Below are 26,995 nucleotides of genomic sequence, written 5' to 3'. Positions count from 1 at the left end.
TGCCGTCGCGGATGGCCTCGACAAGTCCGATCTGCTCATCGATGTCGAGCGCGCGCGGCTGCTGCAAGACTTGTGTCTTCATGATCCGGGCCCCATTCGGGACCGGTGCGTTGATTCCAGCGCCAGCGAGTCAAGGCGTCCCCAGGAACAGGTAGAGGTTCTGGTAGCCGCCGACATCGCCGGAACTGGAATAGCCATAGCCGAGGAAGACCGGTCCGAGCGGCGTCTCGCCGCCGAAGTAGATCGCCGTCGAGTTGAGCCAGCCGTTGAGCCGCGTTTCGGTGTACGGCGTGCCGATGCGCGCGGTCTCGAGCAGCAGGCCCATGCGCAGGTCGCCGCGCAGGCCGAGCGGCAGGCGCCCGACGATGCGTTCGGCGCGCAGGTTGCCGTAGGTGATGTCGTCGCCCCTGAGCTGACCGATGCCGAAAGCGGTCATGTTGAACATGCCGCCGAGCGAGCCGGCGTCGTAGATCGGCAGTTGGCCGACGGGCGATCCCTGGTAGGTCGCGCGGCCGCCGAGGACCCAGTCGCCGATGCTGTGATAGATGCCGGCACGGGCGTCGAGGCGGCTGTAGTTCTCGGCCGGCGAGTCGAAGTAGCGCGCGCCGGAATACCAGCCGCTCGTCGGGAAGTAGAGGCGGTCGGTCTGGTCGAGGTCGATCTGGCCGAACCAGCCGCCGTAGATCTTGGATTCCTGCGGCAGGAACGGCGAGCCGATGCTGAGCTTCGGATCCCAGAGGTTGTGTTCCCAACCCGCGCGCATCTGCCCGACGGTACCGAGATTGATGCCGCCGACGAGCTTCGCGTTGCCGCGCATGACGCGGTACTGGGCGATCTGGTTGTTGTCCTGGTAGAGCGTGGTCAACTGGCTGCCGTAGCGCAGGTTGGTCTCGACGAAATAGCGCTGCGCGGGGTCGAGCGGCTGGTAGTAGTCGAAGTCGAGGTAGTTCGCCGAACCGATTTCCGCGCCGAACACGAGTTCGCCGCCAAGCTTGTTGATCAGCGTCTTCTGGTAGGCGGCGCGCAGCGTGTATGTCGAATCGCTCCTGAAGTTGGTGTCGAGGTTGATGCCGTAGCGCAGGTAGTCGGGCCCCCAGCTCTTCTCTTGCGGCGTCAGGCGCAGGATGTTGCGCTCGCGCAGCGTGGTGATCAGCGAGTAATCGACGTTCTCGTAGTAGCCGTCGCCGTAGGCCTTGTTCAGCGAGTCGTTGAGCCTGGCCGTGTCGAGGACCTCGCCTGGCCCGAGGCGCATGTGCTTCTCGAGCATCACCGGGTTGACGCGCTGCAGGCCGACGATCTCGATTTCGTCGACGCGCGGCAGCGGGCCGGGCGCGACCCGCTTCTGCGCCACCCAGGCGGCGTAATCGGCTTCGCTGACCGACAGCCGGCGGAGCTGTGCGGCGACGGCTTCGCCGGCGGCAACGCCGCGATCGGCGGTCTCGGATGTGCGCTTGAAATCGCCGGCGCTGATGCCTTCGAGGTCGGGCTTGATGTAGACGTCGGTGGGCTTCAGTGTCGCCAGCGAGCGGACGACGTTCTGCTCGGTGAGGATGTTGACCATCTGCGCCGCGACGCTGAGCAGGCTGCCGATCTCTTCCGCCTTGAGCAGCGGCGAGCCGACGTTGACGGCGATGACGACATCGGCCTGGCAGCGATCGCGCACTTCGTCGATCGGCACGTTGTCGACGAGGCCGCCATCGACCAGCTTCTGGCCGTCGATGTCGACCGGCGACATCAGCCCGGGGACCGACATGCTGGCGCGCATCGCCGATGACAGCGAGCCGCTGCGGAAGACCACCCGCTTGCCATGCACGATGTCGGTGGCGATGATCGACAGCGGCAGCGAGAGGTGCTCGATGCGTCGCAGGCCACGATCGTCGCCGACGAGCTGATTGAAGAAGAGCTTGATCTTCTGGCCGGTGACGATTCCGGTCTGGTAGCGCAGGCCGCCGGCGCCGACGCCGGTCTCGGATGCCGGCAGGAAGCGTTTGTCCTGCACCTTGTTGCGGAAGTTGCGGTCGGCGAACGGTGGGTCGTCCTGGAAGAGGTCGTCCCAGTCGGCGCGCGCCAGCTCGGCGCGCATCTCTGCCGGCGCCATGCCGCTGGCGTAGACGCCGGCGACGAGTGCGCCCATGCTGGTGCCGGCGACGCAGTCGACGGGCACGCGCAGTCTGTCGAGCACCTCGAGGACGCCGATGTGCGCTGCGCCGCGCGCGCCGCCGCCGCCGAGGACGAGGCCGACGCGCGGCCGCGTCGGCGGCTCGCCGGCGAGGGTGGCGCCGCTGACGGCGAGCAGCACGAGCAGGAACAGTCGTTGCCCGAGCGATCGTTTCATGGTCTGGGTCTTTCTGTCAGCAAGAGGGTGGGCGCACCGCCGCTGGTCACCGGCGCGCGCGGCCGCCCCTCGCGGCGCGCGCGGCCACGCCGCTACGCGCGCGGTCTTCCCCTCAACCGGTGGTCGGTGAGGGCAGCGAGGTGAGGATGGTCAGTGCGGCCTGCACATGCTCGACGGCGTCGCGGCCGAGGCTGGTCAGATAGCCACCATCGACCTGCGTCACCAGGCCCTTGGCATGCAGCCGCCTGGTGGCGGCGATGATCGCCGGATCGGCCGTGCTGTGGATCTTGATTCCCTGCTGGGTGCTGTCGAGGTCGAAATGGATCAGCGTGTTGAGTTCGGCGACGAGGTCGGCGGTGAAGGGCATGGCGGGTCCTTGGCGGCAGGCAACCGTGGTGGGCGACGGCCGCCATTCTAGCGCGCCTGGCGCTGCCGTCACCTTCAGGAGCTGCACGACAGCATCGAACAGCCGGCACGGTGGCGCGCCCAGTCCGGTCGTCTGGCGCTGAAGGCTGCGCACCCGGGTTGCTCGTCGTACGGCCGGCGCAGGACCTCGAGCAGTTGATGGATCATCTGCATGTCGCCCTGCTCGGCGCGGTCGATCGCCTGCTGCGCGAGGTAGTTGCGCAGGACGAAGCGCGGGTTGGCGGCGTTCATGGCGGCGAGGCGCCGTTCGGGCGGCTGGCCGTCGAGTCGCAGGCGGGCGGCATAGCGCTGCAGCCAGCGTTCGAGCCGGGCGGCGTGCCGCTGCCGCAGGTCGGCGCGGTAGAAGGCGTCGTCGAGCGCTTGCGGCTGCGGGCGCTCGCTGTCGAGCAGCGCGAGGGCGCGGAAGAACCCGGTCATGTCGATCTCGGCCGCGTGCATCAGTGCGAAGAGGTCCTCGAGCAGTTCGGCATCGTCGTGCCGCCACTCGCGCAGGCCGAGCTTGGCGGCGTAGGCGGTACAGAAGTCGGCGGCATAGGTCTCGTCGTAGCGTTCGAGGCCGTCGGCCAGCTCGGCGGGTCGCGGCAGCAGCGGCGCCAGGGCATCGGCGAGCCGTTCGAGGTTCCAGCGCGCGATGGCGGGCTGGCGGGCAAAGCAGTAGCGGCGGCTGGAAGCGTCGGTGGTGTTCGGCGTCCAGCCGGGGTCGAAGTTGTCCACCCAACCGTAGGGGCCGTAGTCGATCGTCAGGCCGAGGATCGACATGTTGTCGGTGTTCATCACGCCGTGCACGAAGCCGACGCGCATCCAGTGGGCGATCAGCCGCCCGGTCCGCTCGCAGACCTCGGTGAACCAGGGGACGAGCGTCGCGGCCAGGTCGCCGGCGAAGCCGGGGAAGTCGCGGTCGATGGTGAAGGCGACGAGTTGCCGCAGCAGTCCGAGATCGTTGCGCGCGGCCGGCAGCTCGAAGTGGCCGAAGCGGATGAACGAGGGGGCGACGCGGCAGACGACGGCGCCCGGCTCGGCGACCGGATGGCCGTCGTAGAACATGTCGCGGACGACGGTCTCGCCGGTGCCGACGAGGCTGAGCGCGCGCGTCGTCGGTACGCCGAGGTGGTGCATCGCCTCGCTGCAGAGGAACTCGCGGATCGACGAGCGCAGGACGGCGCGGCCGTCGGCGCGGCGCGCATACGGCGTCGGCCCGGCGCCCTTGAGCTGCAGCTCGTAACGCTCGCCGCGGTGGTTGATCGCCTCGCCAAGCAGGATCGCCCGACCATCGCCGAGCTGCCCGGCCCACTGGCCGAACTGATGCCCGCCATAGCAACTGGCGTAGCCGGCCATCCCCGGCAGAAGGCGGTTGCCGGCGAGGGCTGCGAGCAGCGCCGGCGATGCCATCGCCTCGTCGTCGAGGTCGAGCGCCGCCGCCACCTCGCGCGAATGGGCGAGCAGGCGCGGTGCCGCCACCGGCGTCGGGTCGACCGGCGACCAGAGGGCACCGAAGACCTGCCGCGGCAGCGGGCTGCGCAGCGGCTCGCCGGGCAGTTCGCGGAGGTAGCGGTTGTCGAAGTTCAGCATCGGTCGCGCCGGCAGGCGGGGGGACGCCGGGGCGGGCCGCCGCTGCTGGCGGGGGAACGGGCGATCGGGCTCAGCCGCGCCGCACCAGGTCGACGATCTGCGCCGTGTCGAGGGTTCTCGCCCGCGCCTGGATCTCCGGCAGGTAACGGGTCTGCAGCCCTTTTGCCTCGCCGAGGACGCGGTCGAAGCTGTCGCGCAGCATCTGCGCCGAGAAGCTGCGGCCACCGGCATAGTAGCGCCTGGCGACGTGGCCGAGGGCATAGGTGCTGGCGAAGCTCATTCCCGAGCTGACCGCCTGCTTGCCGATGCTGCCGAGCAGCTTGCCGCCAGCCTTGCCGAGCAGCCCGCCGAGCAGCTTGCGGCCGGCCTGCTCGAGATACTGCGAGGTCAGCCCGACGCCGAGCGTGGCGAGAAAATCCTTGATGTGCGTGCGATCGAGTTCGAAGCCGTAGGACTTGCCGATGCGGTAGACGAGCTTCATCTGCAGCGGGATGATCGCCATCGTCGATAGCGACTCGGGGAGCAGCTCGAGTGCGCCGTTGAGGATCGCCGCGTTGAGGATCGCCCTGTCGATCTCGTCTTCGCTCATCGTCGAGGCGTAGCCGGCAGCGGCCGCCGCCGGCGTTGCCGCCGTGGGCGCTGCCGGCGGCGGGCTCGCCGCTTCGCTGTCGGCGCTGCGGCCCCAGGCCACCGGCAGCGCGGCAATCGCCTCGGCCTGCTGCGAATACGCGACCGACTGCTGCACGTCGAGCGCCAGCGCGTCGCGCAGGTCGGCGAGGAACTGCTTCTCGGGTGGCGACTGGACGCCGTCGGCGTCGCAGACGCAGACCGCCATCTCGAAGGCGAGCTGGCGGGCTTCGGGGCTCGTCAGCATGGCGACGGCCGCGGCCATCGAGACGCGCTTGAGCAGCACGTCCTGGTACAGTGCCGCGAGGTTGATCGATCCTTCGCCGGCCAGCGCGTCGGCGATCCGCCTCACTTCCGCCCGTTCGGATTCGTCCTTGCTGCCATCGGCGAAGGCAGCCATCAGGCTGAGGGTGAGGATGCCCTTCTGTTCCTGCTCATTCATGCTGTACGTCTCCTGTCGTCTGGACCGCCCTTGGTCCGCTGCCGCCGGCGGCAAGTTCCGCAGGATACAGGGCCGCGGGCGACGGGCATAGGACCTCGCACGGCATCTCCGCATGGCCGGCATCGATGCCGCTGCCGCAGGCGGGGCAGGGTCCTCCTGTCGACGGCCGTTGCTGAAATCGCGGGCATCGCAGCATCGGCGCAGCGACGGCCGCTGCCGGCACCCGGAGCCGTGTCCCGCCCAGGGAAGCGGCGGAACCTGCGGATCGCCGGTGCGACGCCCGCATCATGCGGCCGGCAGCCTGACGACGACCAGCAGCCCGCCGCCGGTCGCCTCTTCGAGTCGCAGCTCGCCGCCGCAGCCGGCAGCGATGCGGCGGACGATCGCCAGTCCGAGGCCGCAACTGCCATCGGTGGCGCGCGCCGCCTCGAGCTGTGCGAAGGGTTCGAGCGCGCGCTGGCGGTCGGCTTCGGCGATTCCGGGACCGTGATCGCGCACGCTGAGGATCGCCGCGCCGCCGTCGGTGATCGCCAGTCCCACTTCGACCGGCGGTGCGCCATGCTGCAGTGCGTTGTCGATCAGGTTGTCGAACAGTCGCCGCAGGTTGCCGCTGCTGACCGCGACCTGACAGCGCTCGGCGGCGTCGCTGATCGCCAGCGCCACCGGCCGGCCGAGTTCGCGCTGATGGCCGACCTCCTCGCGCAGCAGGGCAGCCAGGCCGACCGGTAGGCCCGCCGCTTCGCTGTGCTCGCTGCGCAGGAAGGCCAGGCACTGGCCGACGATGCGCTCCATGTCGTCGACGTCGCGCGCGAGTCCGGCACGCTCGCCATCGCTGGCGAGCAGTTCGAGACGCAGGCGCAGGCGGGTCAGCGGTGCGCGCAGGTCGTGCGTCAGGCCGGCGATCATCTCGCGCCGTTCGGCGGCGGCGCTGGCGAGCTGGGCGAGCATCGCGTTGTGGCGCTCGGCCAGCCGCCGCACTTCGCGCGGTCCCTGCGGCGTCACCGTGCGAGCCGTACCGTCGCCGGTCGCGGTGACTGCCTCGCCGAGGCGCGCCAATGGGCCGACGATGTTGCGCACGAAGAGTCCGGCGATGAGCAGGACGGCGGCGAGCGTCGCCGCCAGGAACGGCCAGAGGTCGGTCGGCAGCTCCTGCGGTTCGAAACGCGGCGGTGGCAACACCAGCCACCAGCGTTCGCCGGCGGCGATGAAGCCGACCCAGAGGCCGCTGCGCTGCCCCGGTCCACCGTGGCGCAGCAGTACCGGCTCGGCCAGGCGCTGCGCCAGCTCGACGGCGAGGCGGCGGGCGAAGGGAAAGCGCGGCTCGTGCCGCGGCACGCCGGCACCGTCGGCGCGCAACTGCAGTTCGCCGGCATCGCCCGCCCCGAGCGCTGCGCGGGCGTCGGCGTCGAGTGCCGGCAGGACGACCTGCATCAGACGCACCTGGCCGGCGAGCAGATGCACCGTCTGGTTGACGTGCGCGCCGCGGCGGAAGTGTGCGAGGAGCGAGAAGGTGGCGATCTCGGCAACGGCGATGACGGCGATCACCAGCAGCACGGTCCTGCCGGCGAGCGATGCCGGGAAGAGGCGCAGCTTCATCCGGCCGCTTCGCCAGCCGCTGCGCCGTTCGCGTCGGGAACGAAGACGTAGCCGACACCCCAGACCGTCTGCAGATAACGCGGGTGCGCGGGGTCGACCTCGAGCAGGCGGCGCAGGCGGTGGATCTGGACATCGATCGCGCGGTCGAACGCTTCACTGTTGTCGCCGCGCGTCAGTTCGAGCAGCCGCTCGCGTTTCATCGGCCGGTTGGCGTTCGCCACCAGCGTGTTGAGCAGCGCGAACTCGCCGCTGGTCAGCGGCACCGGCTCGGCTCCCTTCGACAGCTGCCGCGCAGCGCGGTCGAACAGCCAGTCGCCGAAGCGGACGACGCCGCCTTCCGGGTCGGGCGCCGCCGGCGGCCGGACGGCGCGGCGCAGCACCGCCTCGATGCGGGCGACCAGCTCGCGCGGGTCGAACGGCTTGCCGAGGTAATCGTCGGCGCCCATCTCGAGTCCGATGACGCGGTCGACCGGCTCGTCGCGCGCCGTCAGCATGATCACCGGTCGCGCCTCGCCGCGGGCGCGCAGGCGCCGACAGGCGGCCAGCCCGTCCTCACCCGGCAACATCAGGTCGAGGATCAGCAGTTGCGGCTGGAAGCGTTCGATGAAGGCGTCGAGCTGGCGGGTGTCCGGCAGCAGCAGCGTGTCGAAGCCGTGGCGGCCGAGATAGGTGGCGAGCAACTGGCGCAGTTCGGCGTCGTCGTCGATCAGCAGGATCTTCTTCATGGGCGTGGCCGTGGTGGCGATGACAGGCATTCTATGCCAGCGTCGCCGGGCGGCCGTCGGGCGGCAACATTTTGCAACCAACCACCACTGCCGGCGCAATTCTTTGCAACCGGTCGCGCGGCAGAATGGCTCCATCGCCAGCGGGCCGCAGCAGCGTATCCCGCATCCCGGCGATCGATCATCAACCCGAGGAAGAAGGAGTACCGACATGAAATCGAGATTCACACCCCCTCTCATCGTTGCCGCGCTGGTTCTCTCGCTCGGTGCCGCCGGCACCGCGCTGGCGGTCAAGCCCGAGTTCTGCGGCGCCGGCGCCGGCCGCATGGAGCAGCGGATGGGCCAGCACCTGCAGGACATGTCGCGGTTGCACGGTGAACTCAAGCTCGACGCCCGGCAGGAGGCGCTCTGGCAGGAGGCGGAACAGTTCACCCGCAGCAGCATGCGCGAGATGGGCGAGCAGATGCGCCGGCAGCGCGCCGAGATGCTGGCGGCGGTCAGCAAGCCAGGGGCCGATCTGCGCGCGCTGCTGACGCAGATGGACGATCTGCGGGAGGGAGCCCGCAAGCAGCGTGAGGCAGGCCGCGAGCGCTGGTTGACGCTGTACGACAGTCTCGACGCGAGCCAGAAGGAGAAAGCGCGGCTGTTCATCCAGAGCCGGCTCGAGCGGATGGGACCGGGCGGTCGCTTCGGTCCGGGCGGCCCGGGCGGCCCGGGCGGCCCGGGCGGACGCGGCGGGCCGGCTGCCGGCTAGCCTGCCGCGGGTCTTGGCGCCGCTGTGGCCGGCGGCAGCGGCCTGCAGCAGCCGTTGCCGGGCGGTCCGGATGCGTCTTGACCACAATCTCGCCGGACGTGGCACACTGGCGGCCTGGTCAGGGGCCGGACAGGCCGTCCCGGGACGGCGCGCGGCGAAACAGGAAGCCGGCAGCCGGACGGCGGACCGTGCCGCGACCGGCGTCGGCGCGGTCCGCGCGGGCGTGGGCCAGGTGGCCGCCTGGCGCAAACCTGGAGACAATGCCGCTGCGGCGGCGCCTTGCCGACAACACCGCGATGACCGTCCGCAACCTCGAATACCTTTTCCGCCCGGCGTCGGTGGCGGTCGTCGCCGAGCCCGACGAGGCCAGCCGTTACGCCGAAGTGGTGCTGGCCAACCTCGCCGCCGGCGGCTTCAGTGGCCCGGTGATGTCGGTCGTTGCCCGGCAGCGCAGGCTGTTCCTGCTGAGCACCGGGGTGCACCTCGGCAAGCTGGAGGCGGTCCCCGACCTCGCCGTCATCTGTGCGTCGCTCGACAAGGTGCCGTCGATCATCGAACAGCTCGGCAGCCTCGGCACGCGCGCGGTGGTGGTCGGACCGTGGCTGTGGCACCGCATGCGCCACGGCGAGATCGCCGCGGCGCAGCGCGGGATCCTGTTCGCCGCGCGCCCCTTCCTGATGCGCGTTCTCGGACCGGGAAGTGGCGGTCTCGTCGTGCCGGCGCACGGTCTCAATGCCAGTGCCGCGCCGGTGTCGGTGGCGGCGGGCAAGATCGCGCTGGTGACGCACTCGACCGCGGTCACGGCGGCCGTACTCGATCGCGCCTGCAGCAAGGAGATCGGCTTCTCCACCGTCCTGCATCTCGGCTCCGGGCTCGACGTCGATCTCGCCGATGTCCTCGACTGGCTCGCCGGCGACGACGAGACGAAGTCGATCCTGGTGCAGTTCGACACCGTGCCGGCCGGGCGCAAGTTCATGTCGGCGGCGCGCGCGGCCGCGCGCCACAAGCCGGTGGTCGCCATCCGCGGGCGACCGCCGGCTGATGGCGGCGGCGCCGTGTCGTTCTCCGCCGACGAGGTCTATGCGGCGGCGCTGCAGCGCGCCGGCTGGGTGAGCGTCGATACCCTCGGCGGCGTTTTCGAGGCGGTCGAAGGCATGGCCCGCATGCGTCCGCTGCGCGGTGAGCGCCTGACGATCCTCGCCAACGGCCATGGCCTCGGGCGGATCGCCGGCGAGACGCTGCAGCGCGCGGGTGGCAAGCTCGGCAAACTGTCTCTGGAGACGACCAGGCGGCTCGAGGGGCTGTTGCAGACGCGCTCGAGTCTTGCCAATCCGATCGCCCTGCCGGCCGACGTGACGGTGCGGCAATGGGCCGCGGCACTGGCCTGCGTGCTGGCCGACAGTGGCACGCAGAACGTGTTGACCGTCTGTTCGCCGTCGCCCTTTGCGCCGGGTCCGCAGGTGGCCGAGGCGATCTGCGACGTGTCGCGCGAGAGTGGCCGCAACGTGTTCACCTGCTGGGTCGGCGGCAGCTCGATGCTCGAGGCGCAGCGGGTGGCTGCCGGCAAGGGCGTGATCAGCCACGAGTCGCCGGAACGGGCGATCGCGGTCTTTCTCGGAGTGCTGAGCTATCTCCACAACCGCCGCCTGTTGCTGCAGTTGCCACCGTCGCGGGCCGAGAACTTCACGCCCGATCTCGCCGCTGCCCGCAGCGTCATCGCTGCGGCGGTCGCCGCCCGGGCCGACAGCCTGCCGGCAGCGCAGGCAGGCCGGCTGCTCGCCGCCTACGGGATGGCGCTCGCCGCGCACCCGGTGAGCGGCAGCATCGATGCGGCGATCATCGCTGCCGACGCGGTCGGCTACCCGGTTGACCTCAGCCTCGTCACCGCCAGCGGCAGCGACTGCGCCGGGCCGTCCCGGAACCTGCGTTCGCCGGCCGACATCCGGCTCGCCGCGCGTGTGCTGCGCGGCACGCTGCGAACGCAGTCGGCGACCGTGCGCGTCAGCGGTTACCGGGTGCGGCCAAGCGCCGCGCGCAGTGGGGCGCCACCGCTGCGCCTCGGCGTCGCCAGCGATACCGTCTTCGGGCCGCTGATCGTGCTCGGGCCGGCACGTGGCGGCGGCCGCGTCGTCGTCGCGTTGCCGCCGCTCAACCTGGTGCTGGCGCGAGATCTGGTGGCGCGCAGCGGCGTCCTCGCGACACTGGCGGAGGAGTCGCGCGGCGAACTGCAGACGGTGGCGAGCGAAGCGCTGGTCCGGCTGTCGCAACTGCTCACCGACCTCGACGAGGTGGTGGCCGTCGAACTCGATCCGCTGCACGTCGAAACGACGGGCGTCGTCGCCATCGATGCGCAGATCGCCATCGGGTCGCCGGAGTCCAGGGGTGTCGGACACCGCTTTGCCATACGTCCGTACCCCAAGGAACTCGAGCAGCCGCTCGCGTGGCAGGGCCGCCAGCTGCTGCTGCGGCCGATCCGACCGGAGGACGAGACGCTGCTCGGCGAACTGCTCAACTCGCTGGCGCCCGAGGATTCGCGCATGCGCTTCTTCGACTCGATCCGGAACCTGCCGCGAGTGCGCCTGGCGCGCTTCGCGCAGATCGATTACGACCGCGAGATGGCACTGGTGGCGATCGAGACGGACGACGGCGGCGAACGCGTACTGGGCGAGGTGCGTGCCGTCAGCGAGCCGGGCAACGCCTCCGCCGACTTTGCCATCGTCGTTGCCTCCGAGATCAAGGGCATGGGCCTCGGCGCCGCGCTGCTGCAGAGCCTCATTCGCTACTGTCGCAACGAGGGCATCGGCGAATTGCGCGGCGAGACGCTGGATGGCAACCTGCGCATGCAGGGTCTGGCGCGCAAGCTCGGATTCGTCCTCAGCAGCGGCGCCGATCGCGGCACGGTGGATCTCCGACTGGCTCTGGGCAGCCGTGCCGGCGGCTGAGCGGCGGCAGGAGATCGAGTTCGCCCTGTTGCGGGCGTTGCCGGGTGTCGGCCGGGTCGGCAGTGGTCAGCGTGCTGACGCGCACGCCGAGGAGCCGCAGCCGGTCCTCGAGCGCCACGCGACGCAGGCACTCGCGGCTGGCGCGCAGGATGTCGGCTTCCTCGGCGATCGCCTGGGCGATCGTCAGGTCGCGCGTGACGACGCGGAAGTCGGCAAAGCGCAGCTTGACGCCGATCGTCCGGCCGCGGCAGCCCTTGCGCTGCAGATCCTCGGCCAGCCTGCGGCAGAGCCCGACGAGGACGCCGCTGAGCGTCTCACGGTCGTCGCGCGGATGCAGGTCGCGCTCGAAGGTCGTCTCGCGGCTGATCGACTTCGCAGCCGCGGCGGTGACCAGCGGGCGCTCGTCGATGCCGTGTGCGGCGGCGAGCAGCCAGGTGCCGTAGCCGTGTCCGAAGTGCTGCCGCAGCAGCGCGCCATCGGCCCGTGCCAGCTCGCCGATGCTGTGGATGCCGAGCAGCGCCAGTCGCTCGCCCGCCTTCGGGCCGATGCCGTTGATCTTGCGTACCGGCAGCGGCCAGATGCGGATTCGCAGATCGTCGCTGGAGAGGAGCGTCAGCCCGTCCGGCTTGTCGAGGTCGGAGGCGATCTTGGCCAGCAGCTTGTTGGGTGCGACGCCGATCGAACACGACAGACCGGTCGCCTGTCGCACCGCGTCCTTGATGCGTTGCGCGAGCGACCGGGAGTCCTCGGCAAGGCCGCTCAGGTCGAGGTAGATTTCGTCGATGCCGCGGTCTTCGCACTCGGGTGCGATGCGCGCGACGGCGGCCTTGAAGAGCCGCGAGTGATGACGATAGGCGGGGAAATCGACCGGCAGCAGGATCGCGTCAGGCGCCAGGCGAGCCGCCTTCATCAGGCCCATCGCCGACGCAACGCCCAGCGCACGTGCTTCGTAGGTGGCGGTGGTGATGACGCCGCGGCCGACGTAGTCGCGCAGGCGTGCGAACTGCCGGCTGCCGTCGGCCAGCAGCAACGGTTGCTGCGCACTGCTGCCACCGATCACCAGCGGCTGGCCACGCAGTTCCGGGTAGCGCAGAAGATCGACCGAAGCGTAGAAGGCGTCCATGTCGAGATGTGCGATGCGGCGCGGCGGCGTGCCCAAGGTTCTCTCCGTGTCGCGGTTTTCCAGGCGGAATGCCTGCTGGCGGCGATCCGCCAGGATCGGCGGGATTATGAACCATTCTGCCGGCTGGCTTCCTGAGGTAGCATGCGGCAGATCACGTCGTCGCAGGTCGCGCCCTGTTCCGGCGCCGGAATGGAACCGCCATGACCAGTCGCTTGCTCCAGCATGTTGCGCCGGACGGCCACTTCGCCGACTGCCTGCCGCCGGCGCGCCCCGACGTTGCCGCCGGCAGCGCCGCCCGGGGCGGCCGATGACGATGCGTGCGGCCGCCTGGGTCGGGCGTTGCCGGCGACTCGCTGGCTGCCGCGTCGGCGAGGGCAGGGCACTGTTCTGGTCGTTCTGCGGCTTCTTCCTCCTGCTGGCGGGATACTACGTGCTGCGCCCGGTGCGCGAGGAGATGGGGGTGGTGATCGGCCCGGAGAAACTGCAATGGGCCTTCAGCCTGACCTTGGGCGGCATGCTGGCGATCGTCCCGCTGTATGGCTGGGCGGCTGCCCGCCTGTCACGCCACGGGCTGCTGTTGACGGTCTTCGGCTGCACGACGATGGTACTGGCCGCTTTCCAGGCGTGGATCGCCGGCACCGTCTCGTTGCCCGCGGCACTGGCGCTGTTCGTCTGGATCAGCGTTTTCAACCTGGTCGTCGTCTCGCTCTTCTGGACGGTCATGGCCGACAGCTTCGAGCATGGGCAGGCGCGCCGGCTGTTCGGCATGATCGCCGCCGGCGGCAGCACCGGTGCCCTGATCGGGCCGACGATCACCGCCCTTTCCGTCCACGCGGTCGGCGTTCACGGGCTGCTGCTCGTCGCCGCGGCACTGATCCTGTCGTCGCTGCTGTGCGTCCTGCGGGTCAGCGACCCGAAAGCGCACGGCAGCACCGGCCAGCCGGTCGGCGGCAGCGTCCTCGCCGGTCTCGCCGAGGTGGTCGGCTCGCCCTACCTGGCGATGATCGCGCTGCTGGCCATCGTGCAGAGCGTCGTCGGCACCTTCGTCTATTTCGAACAGGCGCGCCTCGTCAAGGCAGCCGCGCTGACGGCCGAGTCGCGCACGCAACTCTTCGCGATGCTCGACCTGGGAGTGAATCTGCTCGCACTCGCGCTGCAGGCGCTGGTCGCCGGCCGGCTGATGCAACGGCTGGGGCTCGGCATCACGCTGGCGGTGGTGCCTCTGCTGCTGACGCTGCCGCTGGCGGCACTGACGGCACTGCCGGCACTGGCCACCGTGCTCTGCATCCAGGTCATCGCCCGGGCGGGTGGCCATGGTCTGCTGCGGCCGGCACGCGAGGCGCTGTTCACGGCGGTCGACCGCGAGCCGCGGTACAAGGCGAAGAACGTCATCGACACGCTGCTCTCGCGCGCCGGCGACGCGCTCGGCGGCTGGCTGTACGCGATCGCCGGCCTTGCCACCACGGGTGTCGCCCTGGCGGCCATTCCCGGCGTCCTGACACTGGCCTGGCTGGGGCTGCAACTGGGCAGTCGCTACCGACGGCTGGTGTCGGCTCCGATTGGCGACGGCGGCACGGGGAGACCGGCGGGCGATTCACCGACCGCGGGTTGAAGGGCCACCAGTCATGCTGTGCGACCCGGACGGGTGGGGCGCGGCAGGACCGGCGAAAGCCCGAGCGAGCCCGTACAATGGGTCAGCGTGGCAACGCGCCGTCCGGACGCAGGCCGGCGGCGCAGCCAACTCGTTGCCGCAGCTTCCGGAAGGAGGAAGTGATGCGTCTGGAACCGACAGAGGTGCCGTGCGATGGCCGGCGCATGGCCTTGAAGATCATTGCCGCGACCGGGCTTGCCCTGGCTGGCGGCGCGCCGCCCACCGCCGCCGACGGCAACGTCCTCAGGAGACGCATCCCGGCGTCGGGCGAGCGGATTGCCGCCATCGGACTCGGCACCTACGAGACCTTCGATGTCGCGGACGCAGCGCTGCCGGCACTGCAGCAGGTGCTGGCACGCTTCGTCGCGCTCGGCGGGCAGGTCGTAGACAGTTCGCCGATGTACGGCCGTGCCGAATCCGTGCTCGGCCATCTCGCCGACACGCTCGGCACGCGCGACAGACTGTTCCTCGCGACCAAGGTGTGGACCAGCGGCGCCGCCGAGGGGATCCGCCAGATGGAGACCTCGTTCATCCGGCTGCGCACCCGGCAACTGGATCTGATGCAGGTGCACAATCTCGTCGACTGGCAGGTCCATCTGGCGACGATGCGTGATTGGCAACGGGAGGGACGGATTCGTTATCTCGGCGTCACGCATTACCATGCCAGCGCCCATCGCCAGGTCGAAACGGTTCTGCGTTCGGCACGGCCGGACTTCGTACAGATCAACTACAGCATGGCCGAACGCGACGCCGAAAGCCGGCTGCTGCCGCTGGCGCAGGATCTGGGGATCGCCGTCGTCATCAACCGACCATTCGCACAGGGGGCCTTGTTCACGCGCGTACGCGGCCGGCCGCTGCCGGCATGGACGGCCGAGTTCGACTGCACCAGCTGGGCGCAGTTCTTCCTCAAGTTCATTCTCGCGCAGCCGACAGTGACCTGCGTCATTCCGGCGACGAACAAGGTGCAGCATCTGGAAGACAATCTCGCCGCGGCGCGGGGCCGCTTGCCGGATGGACGGCAGCGGACGAGGATGGCCGAGCATCTGCGCGATTCATGAGGCGGACGGTCACGCGATGACGACAGCGAGCGCGGCTGCGGCTGCTGATCGCCAGCCATTCAATTGCGTGGCTGTCATCGCGGACTGTCGGAAAATTTTACATTTCGGGTGGACGAAGGCGCACCGGGAAGGAAAGAAAATCACTAAATCGGTGAGATGGGCAACCAGGCACGATTCTTGCTTGTGCTCTGTCGAGCAATGCTCAGGTAGTGGGGGTGGTCGTTCATCGATTTTCGCGAGGAGGAGGTTCCCATGCGCGCTCTGCCGTTGCTTGCGTTTCTGTTGTCCGTTTCCGCACCCGCGTTGGCGGTCGCCAACACCGTTCCCGAGCCGGAGTCGTTGAGCCTGCTCGCGCTGGCGGCTGCCGCCATGTGGCTGGCCCGGGGTCGCAAGCCCTGACCTGTGGTGCGGGAGGTCGGGTGGGCGAAGCCCTGTGGCTCCGCCCACCCGGTCTGCGCTGCGCGTCGGCAAGGTACGGGTCCTGCCGGCGAGGACGGTGCCGGTTCGCTTTGTGACCGTCGTCAGCGCTGCAGCGACCGCTGATCAGCCGCGCGGGCTGCCTGCTCCCGCGCGGCCCGTCAGTCTGCCGTCGCCCAGTCGCGACTGCGCTCGACCGCGCGTCGCCACCCCTTGAGCAGCATCGTGCGCTGGTCGGCGGACATGCCGGGCTCGAAACGCCGGTCGGCCTGCCACAACGCAGCCAGCTCAGCCTCGTCGTGCCAGAACTCGACCGCCAGTCCGGCGAGGTAGGCAGCGCCGAGGGCCGTGGTTTCGATGATGCGTGGGCGGACCACGGGTACGCCGAGCAGGTCGGACTGGAACTGCAGCAACAGGTCGTTGGCAGCCGCCCCACCGTCGACCCGCAGTTCACGCAGCCGTCGACCGCAATCGAGTTCCATCGCGCCGAGGACCTCGGCGCTCTGGAAGGCGATCGCTTCGAGTGCCGCGCGCGCGACATGGGCGCGGCTGGTGCCGCGAGTCATGCCAAGCAGCGCACCGCGCGCGTACGGATCCCAGTACGGCGCACCGAGACCGGTGTGTGCCGGGACGAGGTAGATGCCACCACTGTCGGGGACCGACGACGCCAGCGCTTCGATCTCGTCGGCGCGGGCAATCATCCCGAGACCATCGCGCAGCCACTGCACGACGGCACCGCCCATGAACACGCTGCCTTCGAGGAGATAGGTCGTCTGGTCGCGCAGCCGCCAGCCGACTGTCGCCAGCATGCGGTGGCGCGAGTTCATCGCCTCGCCGCCGGTGTTCAGCAGCAGGAAGCAGCCCGTGCCATAGGTATTCTTTGCCATGCCGTGGGCGAGGCAGGCCTGGCCGAAGGTCGCCGCCTGCTGGTCGCCGGCGATGCCGGCAAGTGGTACCTCGGCGCCGAGAAGGTCGCCGGCGATCATCGTCATGACGCCACTGCTGTCCACCACCTGCGGCAGGACTGCCGGCGGGATGTCGAGCAGGGCGAGAAGCTCGTCATCCCAGCAGCCGCGGCGAATGTCGAAGAGGAGGGTACGCGAGGCGTTCGATGGATCGGTGACGTGCACCCGGCCGGCGGACAGCTTCCACGCCAGCCAGCAGTCGATCGTGCCAAAGGCAAGCTCGCCACGCTCGGCACGCGCGCGGGCACCGGGGATGTGGTCGAGCAGCCATTTCAGCTTGGTGCCGGAAAAATAGGCATCGACCACCAGCCCAGTCCGCTCGCGAAAGGTCTCGGCATGGCCGGCCGCACGCAGCGAATCGCACAGCCCGGCGGTCCGCCGGTCCTGCCAGACGATCGCCCGGTACAGCGGTTCGCCGCTCGCGCGGTCCCAGAGGACGGTCGTCTCGCGCTGGTTGGTGATGCCGACGGCGGCGAGCCGGCTGGCGGCGACGCCGTGCTCGCGCAGGACGCTGCGGGCGACGGCGAGCTGCGTCCGCCAGATGTCGTTGGCGTCGTGCTCGACCCAGCCGGGCTGCGGGTAGTGCTGCGGGTACTCCTGCTGCGCGACGCCGTGGATCGTCGCGTCACGCGCGAAGAGGATCGCGCGTGAGCTGGTCGTTCCCTGGTCGAGCGCGAGGATCAACTGCTGGGTGTTTCTGGCTTGCGGCATCGGGCAACCTCGGGCAACGAAGAATGGCAGGCGGTGTTGTCAGGTGGCGGCGCCAGGCTGTTCCTGCCGCTGGCGAACGATCAGCTCGGCGATCCAGCGCTTGAACTCGGCGATTCGCGGATCATAGTTCTCACAGGCCATCAGGCTCTGCCCGAAAACGTAGGCGTAGAGGAGCAGGCTGCGGCTCTTGGCGACCTCCTCCGACGATCCGAGGGCGACAAAAAGCTTGCGCGTCGCCTCGAGGCGCCAGGTGTCGACCTCGGCGACGATCGCCGCCGCCTGCGCGTCGCGCCGTGCCCATTCACGCACCGCCAGTTCGATCGACATGCCCTTGCGGTTGCGGGTGGCAGAGTAGATCTCGATCAGATGCAGCAGTTGCTGCTCCTCGGCACCCGGAGTGGCGATCGTCTGCTTCTCGATGTCCTGGATGCGGCCATCACGCCAGGCTTGCAGAACGGCCTCGACGAGGTCGTTGCGATCCTTGAAATGCCAGTAGAAACTGCCCTTGGTGACACCAAAGGTCTTCGCCAGGACTTCGACCCGCATGCCGTTGACGCCCTGCTCGGCAAGCTTGTCGATCGCCGCCTGAATCCACTCGTCGCGGCCAAGAGCAGCACGCGGTCGGATGTTCCGGTGCTTCATCGTCATCTGGTCCTTTCCTCAAACGCGCGCCTCAGGCAATATTATCAGCCTGAGCCCCAAGCTGCCGGCCGCAGTCTTGACAGCCTGCCGCCCATACGGTACCGTACGCTCTCCATACGATGCGGTATGGCGCATTGTCTGGTCAGAATTCGGGAATGTCAAATGCCGCCTGCGGGATGACGTCTGACATTGCATTGCATTGCGTGTAGTGATCAAGGAGAAGAAAGTGAAGATCCTCGTTCCAGTCAAACGGGTGGTGGATTACAACGTCAAGGTTCGAGTCAAGCCGGATGGGAGCGACGTCGATCTGGCCAACGTCAAGATGTCCATGAATCCCTTCGACGAGATCGCCGTCGAAGAGGCGGTCCGTCTCAAGGAGGCAGGCATCGCAACCGAAGTCGTGGTGGTTTCGGCAGGCGTTGCCAACTGTCAGGAAACCTTGCGCACGGCGATGGCGATTGGCGCCGATCGCGGCATCCTGATCCAGACGGATGTCGAACTGCAGCCGCTGGCTGTCGCCAAGCTGCTGCAGGCGGTGTGCGCCAAGGAGCAGCCACAGATCGTCCTCTGCGGCAAGCAGGCGATCGACGACGACGCCAACCAGACCGGCCAGATGCTCGCGGGTCTGCTGGGCTGGCCACAGGCGACCTTCGCATCGAAAATCGTCGTCTCCGGCCAGACGGCCACGGTGACGCGGGAAATCGACGGTGGCCTGGAAACCGTCGAGGTCGGCCTGCCGGCTGTCGTCACCAGCGATCTGCGCCTCAACGAACCGCGTTACGCGACCCTGCCGAACATCATGAAGGCCAAGAAGAAGCCGCTCGAGACGACCAACCCGGCAGCGCTGGGGGTCGACGTCGCGCCGCGACTGAAGACCCTCAAGGCGGCGGAGCCGCCCAAGCGGTCCGCCGGCATCAAGGTGGCGGATGCCGCCGATCTGGTACTAAAACTCAAGACTGAAGCAAAGGTGATCTGACCATGGCCATTCTCGTTATTGCTGAGCACGACAATAGCTCGATCAAGGCGGCAACCCTCAATGCCGTGACCGCGGCGACGAAGCTGGGTGGCGAGATCCACCTGCTGGTGGCCGGCAGCAACTGCGCCGATGCGGCCGCGGCAGCGGCGCGGATCAGCGGCGTCGGCAAGGTGCTGGTGGTAGACGCGCCGCATTACGCGACCCAGTCGCCGGAGAACGTCGCGGCACTGGTGGTCGGCATGGCCGCTGCCTACTCGCATCTCCTGGCGGCCGCGACGACGATTGGCAAGAACTGCATGCCGCGCGTCGCGGCATTGCTCGACGTCGCGCAGATCTCGGAGATCTCGGGAATCGAATCGGCTGACACCTTCGTTCGCCCGATCTACGCCGGCAACGTCGTCGCCACCGTGCAGTCGGCCGATCCGGTGAAGGTCGTCACGGTGCGCGCGACGGCTTTCGAGGCGGCAGGCGAGGGCGGCAGCGCGGCCATCGAGACGGTGCCTGCCGGCGCCGATCTCGGTCTCAGCCGGCTCCTGGGGCGCGAATTGACCAAGTCCGAGCGACCCGAACTGACGGCTGCGAAAGTGATCGTATCGGGTGGCCGCGGCATGGGCAACGGCGAGAATTTCCACCGCCTGCTCGAACCGCTGGCGGACAGGCTCGGGGCAGCGCTCGGCGCTTCGCGGGCTGCGGTCGACGCCGGTTTCGTGCCGAACGATTATCAGGTCGGCCAGACGGGCAAGATCGTCGCGCCACAGCTCTACATTGCCGTCGGCATTTCGGGCGCCATCCAGCATCTCGCCGGAATGAAGGACAGCAAGATAATCGTCGCCATCAACAAGGATGCCGAAGCGCCGATCTTCCAGGTTGCCGATTATGGCCTGGTGGCCGATCTCTTCGAAGTCGTGCCGGCACTGCAGGCGGAACTCGGCTGAATGCCGGCAACCAGGGCAGGCAGCATGAACTTGCCGGACGGTCTGCTGGGCACGGCCTGGACGGTCCTCGCCTGGTTCGTCTACGCCGCTGCGGTGGTGCTGGCTGCCCGGCGGGCACCGTGGCGCCTGCTGGCGGACAGTGGGCGTCTGAATGCCTTCCTGGCGATGATCGTCGCGCTCATCCTGCTCTGGCAGCTGCAGGCCGGGGTGAAGCCTGGCCTGTCGCTGCACCTGCTCGGGGCGACGGTGTTCACCCTCTGCTTTGGCTGGCCGCTGGCTTTCTTGGGTCTGAGCGCGGTTCTGCTCGGTGTCACGCTGAACGGTGCAGCCGGCTGGCAGGTTTTCGCGGTCAATGCCCTCCTCATGGCGGGCGTCGGTGTCGCCGTCAGTCACGCTGCCCACCGCCTGGTCGACCGCCTGCTGCCGGGCCACCTTTTCGTCTTCATTTTCTGCAAGGGTTTCTTCACCGCCGCGCTGGCGGTGATCGCCGTCGGCCTGGCATCCAGCCTGCTGTTCGCGCTGGCGGGCTCCTACGCCGGCCACTACCTGGCGGACGAGTACCTGCCGTACTTCCTCCTGCTCGGCTTCTCCGAGGCCTGGCTGTCGGGAATGCTGAGCACCCTCCTGGCTGTCTATCGACCGCACTTGCTTGTGGACAGCGGCGAAGCCCTGTTTCCTGGACGCAAATGAGCCCACCGAACGACGCGTCTCAGTGCCGGTGCGAGCCTTCCTGATGCATGCCGGCATGCGGCGCTTCGCGCCGATTCTCTTCCTGCTGCTGCTTTCCCTCGGTATTCCCGGGGCACGTGCGGTCGTCCTCGGGGAACTGCGCAGTTCGGCGCGCGTTGGCCAGGTGCTGCAGGCCGAGATCGAAGTCAGCGAGCATCCGGCCGAGCGTTTCGACCCCGCGTGCCTGAAGCTCTTCCGGCCGCAAGCTGCGAGCGACGGCCTGCCGTGGATCACAGAGGCGCGCCTGAGTTATCGGCGCGAGGGAGGCCACGGTCGGTTGACCGTTGTCTCCCGGGCAGCGATCGCCGACCCGGCAGTGCATCTGGGTGTTCGTTCCGAATGTGCCGCTGGTGCCAGCAGACAATACACGATCCTGCTTGCCGACCCGGCGGCCGTGGTCGCGTCGCCGCGCGGACCCGGCGCGGCTTCGGCGGCGGCCTTGGACAAGACCGACAGCAGGCCGGCAGCGACCGATGCGCCGCGGCCGCCGGTGGCGGCCGTTCCACCGCCGCAGCGGGCGCCGGCTGCCCTCGCCGAGAGCGTACGCGGCGGCCGCGCGGCAGCGGCGAAGGGAGAAGCCGCGCCGCTGAGCACGAGCGACGAGTTGTCGGAGCCGGCAACGACGAGCGGGCTGGGGCGTGAATTGCTGCGTCTCGAACAAAGGGCGCTCGGGATGCTCAACGACCCGGCCGACGATCAGGAAGCGATGAGCAACAAGCTGGCCTGGCTGGAAGCCAACGTCGCCGAACTCAAGCGAGCGACGGAAAGACTGCAGGGTGGGGCAGCGGCCCTGCCTGGCGGCAATCCGGCCGGCGAGTCGCGGCTGCCGGCAGCAGCCGGCGCGGCGAGTACGCCAGCGGCCGCGGCCGCCCAGGGTGGTGCGCCACTGGCCGTGGCCAACGTGCCGTCGCCGGCGCTGCCGGTGAGCAGCGAGCCGCCTCCCAGCGTGCGCTCGCAGCCGGCAACCCCGGCCGCGGCTGGCGAATCCGGTTCCTGGCTGATTTACGGGGCGGGGGCGGCGGCCCTGCTTCTGCTGCTGTCGCTGTTGCTCGTTCGTCGCCGTCGCGCTGCAGCAGCCATCGAGCCGCTGCAGCCGGCGACGGCGCAAGCGCCTGCGCGGACAGCGTTCGGCGACTCGCAGTTTTCGCTGACGCCGGATGCGGCGGCGGCAGTTCCGATCGAGCAGATGCGACCCCGTGCCAGCGCGTCCTCCATCGTATCCTCCGGCACACCCTCGGGCACACCCGCAGCCGCTGTGCCGTCAGCCGCGGCAGCACGCGAATCGACGCCTTCGGCAGCGGCGGCAACGCCGGCGCCGGTCGATTACGGCGTGGGAGGCGCCGCGCCGGCGATGGAGTTGGCGGAGATCATGCTCTCCTTCGGACGGGTCACCGGTGCAGCGAGAACGCTCGAGGAGTACATCGCGGCCCTGCCGCAGGAATCGGCCAGGCCATGGATCAGACTGCTTCATCTCTACAGGCGCAATGGCATGCGCAAGGAGTTCGAGGCGCTGACAGTGAAGCTCAACCGCAATTTCAACGTCGAGATCCTGGCCTGGGAGACCGGGAAGGCAAGCGGCGAGCTGGAACTGGTACCGCTATCGGGCGCCGCGACCAAAGCCGAAACGCTCGAGGATATCCCGCGCCTGCGCGACGAGATCGTCGCCCTGTGGGGAAAACCCGAGTGCCAGGACTATCTCGAGAAGCTTCTGCGCGACAACCGGCAGGGCAAGCGCAAGGGTTTTCCGTTGGCGATTGCCGAGGAAGTCCTGTTCCTGATCGACCTCGCCGCGGCCCGCGACGCCGCGCGCTGAATACCTCAAACCGCCACGACAGATACCCCAGAAACAGCCATGAAAGGAGAAGCACATGAGTGAATACATTGCCCCGATACGCGACATGCAGTTCGTCCTCAGGGAACTCGCCGGACTCGAACAGGTGGCGCAGCTACCCGGATGTGAGGAAGCGACTCCAGACCTTGTCGACGCGGTCCTCGAGGAAGCAGCGCGTTTTGCCGAGGAGGTTCTGTCGCCGCTGAACTGGTCCGGAGACCAGGAAGGCGCACGCTGGCACGACAAGACGGTGACGATGCCGGCCGGCTTCAAGGAGGCCTACAAACTGTTCGCCGAGAGCGGCTGGACGGCACTTGGCAGCGAGCCCGAGTGGGGAGGGCAGGGGCTGCCCAAGGTCGTCGCCGCCGCCGTCGGCGAGATGTGGAAATCGGCCAATCACTCCTTTTCCCTGTGTCCGTTGCTGACCAGCGGGGCGATCGAGGCTCTGGTCCTTTCCGGCAGCGACGAACTGAAGCAAACCTACGTCGAGAAGATGGTCAGCGGCGTCTGGACCGGGACGATGAACCTGACCGAGCCCAATGCCGGTTCCGACCTCGCTGCCGTCCGCACGCGAGCCGAACCGCAGGCCGACGGCAGCTACCGCATCTTCGGGCAGAAGATCTTCATCACCTACGGCGAGCACGACATGGCGGAGAACATCATCCATCTCGTACTGGCGCGGACACCGACCGCTCCGGAAGGGGTGAAGGGGATATCGCTGTTCGTCGTGCCGAAGTTCATGGTCAACGAGGACGGCAGCCTGGGCGGGCGCAACGATGCGTATTGCGTATCGATCGAGCACAAGCTCGGGATCCATGCCAGCCCGACGGCGATCATGGCCTTTGGCGACCATGCGGGCGCCGTGGGCCATCTGGTCGGGGAGGAGAATCGCGGTCTCGAGTACATGTTCATCATGATGAATGCCGCACGCTTCGGCGTCGGCCTCGAAGGTGTTGCCGCTTGCGAACGAGCCTACCAGCGTGCACGCGATTACGCTCGCGATCGCATCCAGTGCACCGACATCGGTGTCCGTGGCGGAGCGAAAGTGCCGATCATCCGGCATCCTGATGTCCGCCGCATGTTGATGACCATGAAATCGCGTGCCGAGGCGACGCGCGCACTTGCCTATGTGGTGGCGGCAGCGCACGACGCCGCCGTACACCATCCGGATGCCGGTGAGCGCAAGCGCAACCAGGCTTTCGTCGACCTGATGATCCCGGTTGTAAAGGGCTGGAGTACCGAATCCGGGGTCAGCATGGCTTCGATCGGCATCCAGGTACACGGTGGCATGGGCTATGTCGAGGAGACCGGCGCCGCGCAGCACCTGCGCGACGCGCAGATTTCGACGATCTACGAGGGCACTACCGGCATCCAGGCGAACGACCTCATTGGCCGCAAGATGGCGCGTGAGGGCGGTGCGACGCTGCAAGCGGTCATCGGGCTGATGCGTGGCGTTGCCGGCGAACTCGGCGGACGCTCGGGTGACGACTTCGTTGCGCTGCAGCGGCGTTTGTCGGAGGCGATCGATGCCCTCGCCAACGCGGGCGAATGGCTCGTCGCCAACTTCGGCAACGATGTCCGCGCCGCGTCTGCCGGTGCGGTGCCTTTCCTGATGCTGTTTGGTGTCGTTGCCGGGGGCTGGCAGATGGCGCGTGCCGCGCTGGTCGCGCAAGCGAAGATCGACGCCGGTGATGCCGATCCGTTCTACCCGGCGAAAATCGGCACCGCCCGCTTCTATGCCGACCACGTTCTGTCGCAGGCCGCCGCTCTGGCCAGCAGCATTACTGATGGTGCCGCCGGCGTGCTGACGCTGCCGGAAGACATGTTCTGACAGGTTGCGCAGCACGGGGGCGCAGCCAGTCGCCTAGCCGGTGAGCGGCCAGCCACCGGCCAGGCCATCGGAACCCTGGAGAACCAATGATGCAGAGTCAGAGAAAGCTCGTCCAGACGTGCCTGATCCCCATCCGGTGGGGCGACATGGATGCCTACGGGCACGTCAACAACACGATCTATTTTCGCTACATGGAGCAGGCCCGCGTCGAGTTCCTCGAGCGGCTTGGCTTCCGGGTCATGCCGCAGGGCTCGGCACCCGTGATCATCAACGCCGGTTGCACCTTCCTGGTGCCGCTGAACTATCCCGGCGTGGTCGAGGTGAGGATGTACTGCGGGCATCCGGGTCGCAGCAGCGTGCCAACGCACTACGAGATCAGCCTGCAGGGATCGTCGACCATCTACGCCACCGGTGATTCGAAGATCGTCTGGATGGATGTCGCGAGCGGCAAATCGGTACCAATTCCCGAGACCCTGCGGGCCGAGCTGCCGGGCTGAAGGGAGAGGAGGGGGCATGACGGGGGAGACGCCACTCTGGCAGCCGGGCGCCGAGCGGATCGCCAGCGCACGGCTCGCCTCCTTCACCACCGCGGTGCGGCGGCGCTGGCAGGTGGACTGCGGCGACTACGCCAGCCTCTGGCGGTGGTCGGTCGAGCAGCCCGAGGCGTTCTGGACTTCGGTCTGGGAGGAGTGCGGGGTGCTCGGTGAAGCTGGTCCAACGGTCGTCGAAGACAGGGACCGCATGCCCGGAGCACGCTGGTTTCCGCAGGCCCGGCTGAACTACGCGGAAAACCTGCTGCGACGCCGTGACGACGGTGACGCGCTCGTGTTCTGGGGTGAGAACCGGCTTCGTCGCCGCCTCTCGCATGGCGAGCTCTACGCCCAGGTTTCGCGCTGCGCGCAAGCCTTGCGCGCGGCAGGCGTCGGACCCGGTGACCGGGTCGCCGGCTACCTGCCGAACATGCCGGAAGCGCTGATCGCCATGCTCGCCACCGCTTCGCTCGGGGCCGTCTGGTCGTCGGCTTCGCCGGACTTTGGCGTGCAGGGAGTGCTCGACCGCTTCGGACAGATCGAGCCAAAGGTCCTGTTCTGTGTCGACGGCTACTGGTACAACGGCAAGCCGGCAGGCTGCATGACGCGCAACGTCGAGGTCGCGGCGCGCATGCCGAGCCTCGCACAGGCCGTCATAGTCCCCTACGTCGACGCGGAGCCGCGAGCAGACCTGATCCACAACGGCGTCCGCTATGCCGACTTCGTGGCCCCGTTCGTTGCCGGCGAGATCGCCTTTCGACCGCTGCCATTCGATCACCCGTTGTTCATCATGTTTTCGTCCGGCACCACCGGTGTACCGAAGTGCATTGTCCATTGTCACGGCGGCGCCTTGCTGCAGCACCTGAAGGAACACCAGTTGCACGGTGACTTGCGGCCTGACGACCGCATCTTCTACTTCACGACCTGCGGCTGGATGATGTGGAACTGGCTGGTCTCCGCTCTGGCGTCGGGCGCGACGCTGCTGCTGTACGACGGGTCGCCCTTTGCCCGCAATGGCGCCGGCGCGGCCGGGGAGATTCTCTTCGACTATGCCGACGCCGAACGCATGACGCACTTCGGTACATCGGCCAAGTTCATCGACGCGATTGCCAAGGCCGGCCTGCAACCGCGGGCGACGCACTCGCTGCGGGCGCTGCGGACGATGTTCTCGACGGGCAGCCCACTGGCACCGGAAAGCTTCGACTACGTCTACCGCGAGATCAAGCAGGATCTGCTTCTCGCGTCGATTTCGGGTGGCACGGACATCCTCTCGTGCTTTGCCCTTGGCAATCCGCTGCTACCGGTTTACCGTGGCGAGCTGCAATGTCGAGGCCTGGGAATGGCGGTCAGTGTCTTCGACGACGACGGGCGGCCCCTTGCTGCGGGGAGCGGCGAACGCGGCGAGCTGGTGTGTACGGCGCCGTTTCCAGCGATGCCCACCGGCTTTTGGAACGACCCCGACGGCGTCAGGTATCATGCGGCGTACTTCGACCGCTTTCCGAATGTGTGGTGCCACGGAGACTACGTCGAGCTGACGGCACACAACGGCCTGATCATCTACGGCCGTTCGGATGCCGTGCTCAACCCGGGCGGCGTCCGCATCGGTACCGCCGAGATCTACCGCGAGGTGGAGAAGCTGCCGGAGATCGTCGAATCGCTCGTCATCGCGCAGGACTGGCGCGGCGACGTGCGGATCGTGCTCTTTGTCCGGTTGCGCGACGGCCTCGTCCTCGACGGAGCGTTGGTCGACCGTGTCAAGCAGCAGATTCGCGACAACACCACGGCTCGCCATGTCCCCGCCAAGGTGCTGCAGGTGGCCGACATTCCTCGCACCAAGAGCGGCAAGATCGTCGAGCTCGCCGTGCGCCATGTCGTCCACGGCCGGCCGGTCAGGAACATCGAGGCGCTTGCCAATCCGGAAGCACTCGAGTACTTTCGCGACCGGCCGGAACTTCAGCCCTGAGACCAACTGCAGCTTGCCACGGTGGGACGCCCAACGGCAGTCGGGCGTCCGGCAGGAAGGCGCACCGCGGACACAAGGCGGCCACAACGACACCCGGCGCCAAGTAAGTTGGACAACGGTGGAGCAGCCGGCCCAAACGCAGCAAGTAGCGAGATCCGCCGCCAGTGCCCTGATGGATGGAGTTGACATAATACAAATTATACGCAATCACTGACAGCTT

21 protein-coding genes are annotated in these 26,995 nt (G+C 68.4%); 12 read left to right on the top strand and 9 right to left on the bottom strand.

The features are described 5' to 3' along the window. Positions 1-130: 130 nt before the first annotated feature. The 6 genes from HT579_13020 to HT579_12995 form a co-directional block, all read right to left on the bottom strand. The gene (locus HT579_13020; GenBank protein QKS29751.1) at positions 131-2,335 is read right to left on the bottom strand and encodes a patatin-like phospholipase family protein; all 2,205 of its coding nucleotides are present in this window, start codon (positions 2,333-2,335) and stop codon (positions 131-133) included. Positions 2,336-2,447: 112 nt separating this feature from the next. Beyond that, entirely contained in the window at positions 2,448-2,702 is a 255-nt protein-coding gene (locus HT579_13015) for a TIGR02647 family protein (GenBank protein QKS29750.1), read from the bottom strand. A 74-nt stretch (positions 2,703-2,776) separates the two neighbouring features. Beyond that, on the bottom strand, positions 2,777-4,330 hold the full coding sequence (locus HT579_13010) for a YdiU family protein (GenBank protein ID QKS29749.1): 1,554 nt from the start codon (positions 4,328-4,330) through the stop codon (positions 2,777-2,779). Positions 4,331-4,400: 70 nt separating this feature from the next. Then, positions 4,401-5,399: a TerB family tellurite resistance protein gene (locus HT579_13005; protein QKS29748.1), complete on the bottom strand. Its 999-nt coding sequence runs from the start codon at positions 5,397-5,399 to the stop codon at positions 4,401-4,403. 285 nt (positions 5,400-5,684) lie between these two features. Next, positions 5,685-6,995: a hypothetical protein gene (locus HT579_13000; protein ID QKS29747.1), complete on the bottom strand. Its 1,311-nt coding sequence runs from the start codon at positions 6,993-6,995 to the stop codon at positions 5,685-5,687. Further along, positions 6,992-7,720: a response regulator gene (locus HT579_12995; GenBank protein ID QKS29746.1), complete on the bottom strand. Its 729-nt coding sequence runs from the start codon at positions 7,718-7,720 to the stop codon at positions 6,992-6,994. Before HT579_12995 ends, HT579_13000 begins: the two co-directional genes overlap by 4 nt. A 208-nt stretch (positions 7,721-7,928) precedes the next feature. On the opposite strand from HT579_12995, the gene HT579_12990 reads away from it, so the two are divergent. Next, the gene (locus tag HT579_12990) at positions 7,929-8,471 is read left to right on the top strand and encodes a periplasmic heavy metal sensor (GenBank protein QKS29745.1); all 543 of its coding nucleotides are present in this window, start codon (positions 7,929-7,931) and stop codon (positions 8,469-8,471) included. A gap of 260 nt (positions 8,472-8,731) precedes the next feature. After that, on the top strand, positions 8,732-11,413 hold the full coding sequence (locus tag HT579_12985; protein ID QKS29744.1) for a bifunctional acetate--CoA ligase family protein/GNAT family N-acetyltransferase: 2,682 nt from the start codon (positions 8,732-8,734) through the stop codon (positions 11,411-11,413). Here HT579_12985 and dinB read toward each other — a convergent pair. Next, positions 11,346-12,572, bottom strand: a complete 1,227-nt coding sequence (gene dinB / locus HT579_12980) for a DNA polymerase IV (GenBank protein QKS29743.1) — start codon at positions 12,570-12,572, stop codon at positions 11,346-11,348. The two genes, HT579_12985 and dinB, sit on opposite strands and share 68 nt — an antisense overlap. 271 nt (positions 12,573-12,843) lie before the next feature. Here dinB and HT579_12975 point away from each other — a divergent pair, with 271 nt between their 5' ends. The 3 genes from HT579_12975 to HT579_12965 all read left to right on the top strand — a co-directional run bounded on the left by HT579_12975 (position 12,844) and on the right by HT579_12965 (position 15,644). Further along, entirely contained in the window at positions 12,844-14,148 is a 1,305-nt protein-coding gene (locus HT579_12975) for an MFS transporter (protein QKS29742.1), read from the top strand. A gap of 161 nt (positions 14,149-14,309) precedes the next feature. Next, positions 14,310-15,245, top strand: a complete 936-nt coding sequence (locus HT579_12970; GenBank protein ID QKS29741.1) for an aldo/keto reductase — start codon at positions 14,310-14,312, stop codon at positions 15,243-15,245. Positions 15,246-15,497: 252 nt separating this feature from the next. Beyond that, positions 15,498-15,644, top strand: coding sequence for a PEP-CTERM sorting domain-containing protein (locus HT579_12965; GenBank protein ID QKS29740.1), 147 nt, complete (start codon positions 15,498-15,500; stop codon positions 15,642-15,644). Between the two features lie 179 nt (positions 15,645-15,823). Here HT579_12965 and glpK read toward each other — a convergent pair whose 3' ends face one another. Both glpK and HT579_12955 read right to left on the bottom strand, forming a co-directional pair. Next, positions 15,824-17,338, bottom strand: a complete 1,515-nt coding sequence (gene glpK, locus HT579_12960; GenBank protein ID QKS29739.1) for a glycerol kinase GlpK — start codon at positions 17,336-17,338, stop codon at positions 15,824-15,826. 39 nt (positions 17,339-17,377) lie between these two features. Then, positions 17,378-17,980, bottom strand: a complete 603-nt coding sequence (locus HT579_12955; protein ID QKS31638.1) for a TetR/AcrR family transcriptional regulator — start codon at positions 17,978-17,980, stop codon at positions 17,378-17,380. Positions 17,981-18,206: 226 nt separating this feature from the next. Between HT579_12955 and HT579_12950 the strand changes: the two genes are divergently transcribed. From HT579_12950 to HT579_12920, 7 genes are all read left to right on the top strand, one after another. Continuing rightward, positions 18,207-18,956, top strand: coding sequence for an electron transfer flavoprotein subunit beta/FixA family protein (locus HT579_12950; protein QKS29738.1), 750 nt, complete (start codon positions 18,207-18,209; stop codon positions 18,954-18,956). Positions 18,957-18,958: 2 nt separating this feature from the next. After that, positions 18,959-19,891: an electron transfer flavoprotein subunit alpha/FixB family protein gene (locus HT579_12945; GenBank protein QKS29737.1), complete on the top strand. Its 933-nt coding sequence runs from the start codon at positions 18,959-18,961 to the stop codon at positions 19,889-19,891. A gap of 24 nt (positions 19,892-19,915) precedes the next feature. After that, the gene (locus HT579_12940) at positions 19,916-20,581 is read left to right on the top strand and encodes an energy-coupling factor ABC transporter permease (protein QKS29736.1); all 666 of its coding nucleotides are present in this window, start codon (positions 19,916-19,918) and stop codon (positions 20,579-20,581) included. A 22-nt stretch (positions 20,582-20,603) separates the two neighbouring features. Next, positions 20,604-22,433, top strand: a complete 1,830-nt coding sequence (locus HT579_12935) for a hypothetical protein (GenBank protein ID QKS29735.1) — start codon at positions 20,604-20,606, stop codon at positions 22,431-22,433. 55 nt (positions 22,434-22,488) lie between these two features. Continuing rightward, a complete protein-coding gene (locus HT579_12930; GenBank protein ID QKS29734.1) occupies positions 22,489-24,282 on the top strand; it encodes an acyl-CoA dehydrogenase C-terminal domain-containing protein in 1,794 nt (597 codons plus the stop codon). An 89-nt stretch (positions 24,283-24,371) separates the two neighbouring features. After that, the gene (locus HT579_12925; protein ID QKS31637.1) at positions 24,372-24,779 is read left to right on the top strand and encodes an acyl-CoA thioesterase; all 408 of its coding nucleotides are present in this window, start codon (positions 24,372-24,374) and stop codon (positions 24,777-24,779) included. A gap of 16 nt (positions 24,780-24,795) precedes the next feature. Then, on the top strand, positions 24,796-26,775 hold the full coding sequence (locus HT579_12920; protein QKS29733.1) for an acetoacetate--CoA ligase: 1,980 nt from the start codon (positions 24,796-24,798) through the stop codon (positions 26,773-26,775). Positions 26,776-26,995 lie beyond the last annotated feature (220 nt).

It is taken from the genome of Candidatus Accumulibacter similis (assembly GCA_013347225.1).
Taxonomy (GTDB): Bacteria; Pseudomonadota; Gammaproteobacteria; order Burkholderiales; family Rhodocyclaceae; genus Accumulibacter; species Accumulibacter similis.
Note: the sequence above shows the minus strand (reverse complement) of the source record. Positions and strands in the feature narration are given on the sequence as shown.

What these genes read in the sequence shown, in the direction of transcription:
- HT579_12940 (QKS29736.1), top strand. Translation starts at nt 19,916, where the DNA reads ATGAACTTGCCGGACGGTCTGCTGGGCACGGCCTGGACGGTCCTCGCC.
- HT579_12970 (QKS29741.1), top strand. Translation starts at nt 14,310, where the DNA reads ATGCGTCTGGAACCGACAGAGGTGCCGTGCGATGGCCGGCGCATGGCC.
- HT579_12985 (QKS29744.1), top strand. Translation starts at nt 8,732, where the DNA reads ATGCCGCTGCGGCGGCGCCTTGCCGACAACACCGCGATGACCGTCCGC.
- HT579_13020 (QKS29751.1), bottom strand. Translation starts at nt 2,335, where the DNA reads ATGAAACGATCGCTCGGGCAACGACTGTTCCTGCTCGTGCTGCTCGCC.
- HT579_12930 (QKS29734.1), top strand. Translation starts at nt 22,489, where the DNA reads ATGAGTGAATACATTGCCCCGATACGCGACATGCAGTTCGTCCTCAGG.
- HT579_12945 (QKS29737.1), top strand. Translation starts at nt 18,959, where the DNA reads ATGGCCATTCTCGTTATTGCTGAGCACGACAATAGCTCGATCAAGGCG.
- HT579_12920 (QKS29733.1), top strand. Translation starts at nt 24,796, where the DNA reads ATGACGGGGGAGACGCCACTCTGGCAGCCGGGCGCCGAGCGGATCGCC.
- HT579_12990 (QKS29745.1), top strand. Translation starts at nt 7,929, where the DNA reads ATGAAATCGAGATTCACACCCCCTCTCATCGTTGCCGCGCTGGTTCTC.
- glpK (QKS29739.1), bottom strand. Translation starts at nt 17,338, where the DNA reads ATGCCGCAAGCCAGAAACACCCAGCAGTTGATCCTCGCGCTCGACCAG.
- HT579_13015 (QKS29750.1), bottom strand. Translation starts at nt 2,702, where the DNA reads ATGCCCTTCACCGCCGACCTCGTCGCCGAACTCAACACGCTGATCCAT.
- HT579_12995 (QKS29746.1), bottom strand. Translation starts at nt 7,720, where the DNA reads ATGAAGAAGATCCTGCTGATCGACGACGACGCCGAACTGCGCCAGTTG.
- HT579_12955 (QKS31638.1), bottom strand. Translation starts at nt 17,980, where the DNA reads ATGAAGCACCGGAACATCCGACCGCGTGCTGCTCTTGGCCGCGACGAG.
- HT579_13005 (QKS29748.1), bottom strand. Translation starts at nt 5,399, where the DNA reads ATGAATGAGCAGGAACAGAAGGGCATCCTCACCCTCAGCCTGATGGCT.
- HT579_12925 (QKS31637.1), top strand. Translation starts at nt 24,372, where the DNA reads ATGCAGAGTCAGAGAAAGCTCGTCCAGACGTGCCTGATCCCCATCCGG.
- HT579_13010 (QKS29749.1), bottom strand. Translation starts at nt 4,330, where the DNA reads ATGCTGAACTTCGACAACCGCTACCTCCGCGAACTGCCCGGCGAGCCG.
- HT579_12965 (QKS29740.1), top strand. Translation starts at nt 15,498, where the DNA reads ATGCGCGCTCTGCCGTTGCTTGCGTTTCTGTTGTCCGTTTCCGCACCC.
- HT579_12975 (QKS29742.1), top strand. Translation starts at nt 12,844, where the DNA reads ATGACGATGCGTGCGGCCGCCTGGGTCGGGCGTTGCCGGCGACTCGCT.
- HT579_13000 (QKS29747.1), bottom strand. Translation starts at nt 6,995, where the DNA reads ATGAAGCTGCGCCTCTTCCCGGCATCGCTCGCCGGCAGGACCGTGCTG.